1 protein-coding gene is annotated in these 2,018 nt (G+C 56.2%); it reads right to left on the reverse strand.

Annotation, left to right across the window (positions count from 1 at the left end; translation table 11 throughout):
• Positions 1-96 precede the first annotated feature (96 nt).
• Complete coding sequence (gene ltrA / locus AWB65_RS34665) at positions 97-1,413, reverse strand: group II intron reverse transcriptase/maturase (protein WP_200821875.1); 1,317 nt, start codon at positions 1,411-1,413, stop codon at positions 97-99.
• Positions 1,414-2,018 lie beyond the last annotated feature (605 nt).

The raw sequence follows: 2,018 nt of genomic DNA on the forward strand, positions 1-2,018 counted from the left end.
GCGGTTTCCGAGTAGGCGAGGAGGTTGCCCCCCTCGCCCCTCACAGATCCGGACGAGCCCAATTAAGGCATCCGGTTCCTCATCATGCAGATTCGCTCACGGTTTGGCGTAACGATGGACAATCCGAGGCTTCGGTAACGGAAATAGGGTGAGTATTTTCGTGAAGGCAACCCATGGCATGAAGCGCTCATTCGACCTTCGCGACAACCACTTACGCCAGATATGTGCGACCCGATACGGCAGAGTCGCCAAGCGCTCATAGTTCCCACTGATGCCAAAGTAGGCATAGTGCCCCTTAAGCATCCGACTCAAGCGCTGGTGCTGATCGCGAAGCGGCCGGGTCCGCATACTTCGGCAGACTCGGTTGATTGCTTTGAGTGTACGCGCGACGCGGTCTTTGGCGGTCAATTGCCGCACCATCGCCCGGCCCTTCTCCGAAGTCACCCACACGTGAGTGAATCCGAGGAAGTTGAAGGTCGTGGCCAGCGGCTCTTGGTGGTCATCGTGCCCGGATTGGGGTTTGAAGCGGAAATCAATCATCTGGGTTTTGTCCGGATGTAAATCGAGTCCGTACTTGCCCAATCGCTTGCCCAGCACCCGCAAGACACGCTCCGCATCGTCCTTGTGCGCAAGGATCACGACAAAGTCATCCGCGAAACGAACCAAGGTGCTCGGACCACGAAGGCGCGGTTGCACCTCAGCGGCAAACCATTCATCCAGAACATAATGCAAGAACACGTTGGCCAAGCAGGGCGAAATCACCCCGCCCTGAGGAGTGCCGGACTCCGGATAAGACAACTGCCCGTTATCCAGCACGCCTGCTTTTAACCACTTGTCGATCAATCGTCTGACTACGCCATCGGTGACTCGTCTGGCTAGAAGCTCTCTCAATTTGGCTTGGTCGATGCTGTCAAAGTACTTCCGTACATCAACGTCGAGCACCCACTGTCCACCGCGATACATAATCCCTTTCCACACGGACCGCAGCGCCTCGTGAGCACTGCGACCGGGTCGGAAACCGAAAGAACAGTCGTGAAAGTCGTGTTCATAGATCGGCTCCAGAAGCATAACAATGGCGCGCTGCGCCACCTTGTCTTCGAAAGAGGGAATGCCGAGCCCACGAAGACTGCCGTCCGCCTTAGCGATGAAATGCCGACGGACTGGCTGCGCGCGATATCGGCCTGACTTGAGCCGGTCGACTAGCCCAAGAAGATTCTGCGTGAGATTGACTGCATAATCCTCTCCGGACTGACCATCAACCCCGACTGCACCATCCTTGCGCGTACAGTCGTAGGCATACCTCACCCACTCAAAGTCGATGTAATGATTTAACGAAGTGAACGCCATCTCGGGATTACTCCTCGCCAGCATGGCTATTCGTTCCTGTTTCGTTGACACGCTTTCAGGTTTCAAAGCACCTCCGTGTTTCCCATGAACGATTCTGCAACAACGACGCCCCCCTTCCCATCGACCGGGTCCGCTTGAGCAGCGTTCCCCGGCGTCATCAGTACTACGAGGGCGCTAAGACTTCCTGTGCCGAATACGAAGTCGCTTATGGATTCGCTTCTTCGCTCCAATCCTTTTCTCCACGTTTTGCTCCCTGCAGCGGAGAGTTCCGCAGGGTATGGCCCTGTTTATATCGCCCCGCGCCTCAGGGCCACGTAAGATTGGTCGAACATAGGACCTCCCAGGTTCCTGGGGAATCCATCCTTGTACCCTTGCCCTGCTCTCAGACCCCGGTCGGTCTGTCGAGCCTCACCCTTACGGCTCGCACAGTGCTGTCCCCACCGTTTGAAAAATGAAGACACCAGCGGTTGCTTCATATCGAGGCTCAATCACACGGCTTCAGTACCCGCTGCCTACGCTTCAAGTAGTGCGTTACCGCACTCGCATGCAAGGCTCGCTTCCGGCTGGTGGTTAGCCTTTACCGGGAGGGAGTCGAACCCTCTGGATTCCAATGACTGGTTTCCATCACATAGACTTCCTCCAATCCCAGGCTTCGCCTGGCGCTATCAAAC

It is taken from the genome of Caballeronia humi (assembly GCF_001544475.1).
Classification (GTDB): Bacteria; Pseudomonadota; Gammaproteobacteria; order Burkholderiales; family Burkholderiaceae; genus Caballeronia; species Caballeronia humi.